Annotated in this window: 3 protein-coding genes; 2 read left to right on the top strand and 1 reads right to left on the bottom strand. The window is 44.6% G+C overall.

Going from position 1 to position 3,829, the window contains the following annotated elements; all coding sequences use genetic code 11:
- Window positions 1–96: 96 nt before the first annotated feature.
- A complete protein-coding gene (locus A3766_RS20360; RefSeq protein WP_068516468.1) occupies window positions 97–1,194 on the bottom strand; it encodes a hypothetical protein in 1,098 nt (365 codons plus the stop codon).
- Between the two features lie 230 nt (window positions 1,195–1,424).
- Here A3766_RS20360 and A3766_RS20355 point away from each other — a divergent pair, with 230 nt between their 5' ends.
- Together A3766_RS20355 and A3766_RS20350 are read left to right on the top strand one after the other, a co-directional pair.
- Entirely contained in the window at window positions 1,425–2,678 is a 1,254-nt protein-coding gene (locus tag A3766_RS20355; protein ID WP_068516472.1) for an NAD(P)/FAD-dependent oxidoreductase, read from the top strand.
- Between the two features lie 10 nt (window positions 2,679–2,688).
- Window positions 2,689–3,829, top strand: a 1,141-nt coding sequence (locus A3766_RS20350; RefSeq protein WP_369808644.1) for a molybdopterin-dependent oxidoreductase, incomplete at its 3' end; no start/stop codon positions are given.

Genomic DNA, 3,829 nt, shown 5'->3' with positions numbered 1-3,829 from the left:
CTATTTACAAGTTCTTCATCATTTTCGTTTTGCTTATCTTCAAGCAATTTAGGGCTAAGTTTTTATGAACTTAGCCTTTTTTTGTGTCTGTCCGCTTTAGTAAAGGCGTGTTCTTAGCACTTTCTCCAGGTCATCAGATAACAAAATTTCAAACCTGATACCGATAAAAGGGTTAGTTTTATATTCATATTCCCTAGGAAATGTTGTGCCAATATTCAACTGATAGAAAAACCAGCCTTTATACAAATTACGTCGATAGCGAATTTGCGCAAAATACTCTGATACAACGGTATGATGCTGTCGTTCATCGGCAGAAAATCCAAACGAGTATTCCAGCGCTCGCCGCTGATTGATGTCATGGAAAAAAGCAAGGTTTTGAACGTATCGCCTGTGTCCGTACCTTTCATACCAAACAACGGAAGACTGTAGACGAAGCAGATAAAAGTCACCAACCAAGCGATCAAAATCGAAAGATGATCGGGCTCCTGCCCCCCGGCTTTCATACCAAAACAACTCTGGAGAGAAAGTTAATGACCACTTTTCTGACAAACTCCAGCTACGAATTCCTCGAGCCCTTGAAAATATATCGGGGTCCAAATTTGCTTTAAGCCCCCAGTCAAAGGAAAGGCGATCCCAATGGCGTGCATCAAATAAAAGCCTAAAACTTGCATTAATGCCATCCTCACCGGACTCTTCACTCAAGGAGGACCTAGTACTCTCCTGATCCACGGAGTTTTCTGCTTCTTCATCTTCACTTTCCAAAATAAAACGAAAACGTCTTTTTGTTATGGGTAAATCTAAACTAAAACGCAATCTATGAAGCGCTTCTGTCCCATAGTATTTCGACTCACCTAAGCCCAAATAAAGTTTTACATAACTTTGATTGTGATCTGAAATGGCTTCTAGATCACCCATCAAACCATCAATATATGCGCCTAAAGCAACGATATCTCCGGCCAATGCTCTGCGTTTTGTTTCAATCCAGGAGATAGTCGAATTATCGAAGTAAGGGGAGCCCTCTGCTATCTCATCTTGAGCGCTTGAGTCACCCTCATAGGAAGCTGGCAAGGCGATGTCGGTCTTTTTGAGTTCATTAGCATCGACATAAGAAATGCGCCACGATAACAACACACAGATAAAAACAAGCAAACGATGAAACATTCTATAATTATTTTTATATCGACCTTGGCGCATCAAACAACCCACACGTTGAACCAAAATAGTGCAAAACTAATCCATCCGTGAACCGTATATGAACTTAAGCTAAGTCAATCTTAAGTGCCTTATTAAAGAGACTTGCAGCGTACTTAACCATGTTGAGTTAGAATCATACCTCCAATGGTATATAAATTGCTGCGATAACTTGCAAAAATTAGCAATGTATTGATTATAGCATTCATAACACGGCAGTACGGAGATTAGAGATGAAGCAGCAGCTTGTGGTAATCGGAAACGGCATGGCTGGAATGAAAGCTGTAGAAGAGTTAGTCAGCGCCTCTCCTGAAAAGTTTGATATTACGGTCTTTGGTGCTGAGCCCTACGGCAACTACAACCGAATCATGCTATCCCCCGTACTCTGTGGAGAAAAGTCCATTGAAGATATCATTATTCATGACCGGCAATGGTATCACGACCATAATATAACCCTGTATTCCGGAGCAGATAAGCTGGTTATTGATATCGATAGAAGCAAACGTTGCGTCACAGCACGTGATGGCACTCAAGCACGTTATGACAGACTACTGATAGCAACAGGCTCTAAACCCTTTATTCTTCCTATTCCAGGAAGCAAACTCGAAGGTGTGATCGCCTTTCGCGATATATATGATGTCAATAAGATGCTTGCCTATAGCGAGACAAAAAAGAATGCAGTGGTCTTAGGCGGCGGGCTACTAGGTCTTGAAGCAGCCAACGGCCTTGCGCAGCGAGGCATGCACGTTACCGTTATTCATAGCAAGGAAGTGCTCCTTAACAGACAGCTCGATGCGACAGCCGGTCACTTACTCCAGCAGGAACTCACAAGCCGAAACGTTAAGTTTAAAATGCCGGCCGAGACAGAAGAGCTTCTTGCAGATGATTCAGGGCATGTTAGAGCCGTTCGCTTTGCCGATGGAAGTGAGCTCGACTGCGACTTATTTGTTATGGCGATTGGCGTCAGGCCAAATTTTGAACTGGCTGAGAAAGCGGGCTTACATTGTGAAAAAGGCATTGTTGTCAGCGATACATTACAAACGTACGACCCTAGCATCTATGCTGTGGGGGAGTGCATTCAGCATAGAGGCGACACTTTTGGCCTGGTAGCACCTTTGTTCGAGCAAGCCAGAGTATGTGCTAATCACCTCAGTGGCCACGGTGTTGCGGAATACAAGACTCTCCCCAGTGCGACCAAATTAAAAGTAACCGGTATTAACTTATTCTCACTCGGTAATTTCTTAGGTGATGAAGAAAGCGAGGAAATCCGTTTTTCTGATCCTTCTGCCAAGGTATATAAAAAGCTTGTTATCAAAGATAGGCACATCATAGGCGTTGTTCTATATGGCGATACCAAAGACGGCTCATGGTATCAAAGCTTACTTGAACAGCGCTGCAATATCGAAGACATGAGAGAGTTTTTGATATTCGGCCAAGGCTACTTTCAAACCGCCAAGCAAACTACCACCTTAGATTTAGCGGGTTAGGAACATCAAGATGACTCAAATGATCAACTCAACAGAGACAAGCACAAAACCGCAGGAAATAAAGACCACCTGCGCCTACTGTGGTGTAGGCTGCGGCATTATTGCAACAACACACGCTGATAACAGGGACGTGACAATACAAGGCGACCCGCACCACCCAGCTAACTTTGGCCGTCTCTGCTCAAAAGGCTCGGCACTAGGTGAAACCCTAGATCTATCTAGCAGGCTATTGAAGCCCATTATCAAAGGGAAAACGGCCAGCTGGGATCAGACTATCAATCATGTCGCTACCCGATTTAAAGAAACTATCGATCAATATGGCCCCGAGTCCGTTGCGTTTTATGCTTCTGGCCAGCTCTTAACCGAAGATTATTACGTCGCTAATAAGCTGATGAAAGGGTTTATTGGCAGCGCCAATATCGACACTAACAGCCGTCTATGCATGTCTTCCTCCGTCGTTGGCCATAAGCGCGCCTTCGGCAGCGACACGGTTCCCAACTGCTATGAAGATTTTGAACTCTCTAAGCTAGTTGTTCTGATAGGCTCTAACGCAGCATGGTGCCACCCGGTACTGTTCCAACGCATCAAAAAAGCCAAAGAAACAAACCCGGACATGAAGCTCGTCGTTATTGACCCTCGAAAGACCGATAGCTGCGATATTGCCGACCTGCATATTCCAGTGAAAATGGGTAGTGATGTCGCCTTGTTTAACGGCTTACTCGCCTTCTTATATCAAGAGGGAGTAATCGATAATGACTACCTCGAACGATATACTGAAGGCTTTGATCAATGTATTTTGGCTGCGCAGCAAGATGCCTTCAATATTTCAACTGTCGCCGAGAAGTGTAATGTTGCCCCCCACATCATCAAGACTTTTTTCGAATGGTTTCGTGATACACAAGAAACATTGAGCCTATATAGCCAAGGGGTCAATCAGTCTTCGTCCGGCACTGACAAAGTTAACGCCATTCTCAACTGTCACCTAGCAACAGGGCGCATTGGAAAACCTGGCAGCGGCCCCTTCTCATTAACGGGGCAACCCAATGCAATGGGGGGGCGTGAAGTTGGCGGTCTAGCAAACCAACTCGCGGCTCACCTAGAGTTTAATGAACAGGACACAAGCCTACTTAGTGAGTTCTGGAATACCCCAA

This window comes from Oleiphilus sp. HI0132 (assembly GCF_001635845.1).
This window is presented reverse-complemented; position numbering and strand designations above follow the sequence as displayed.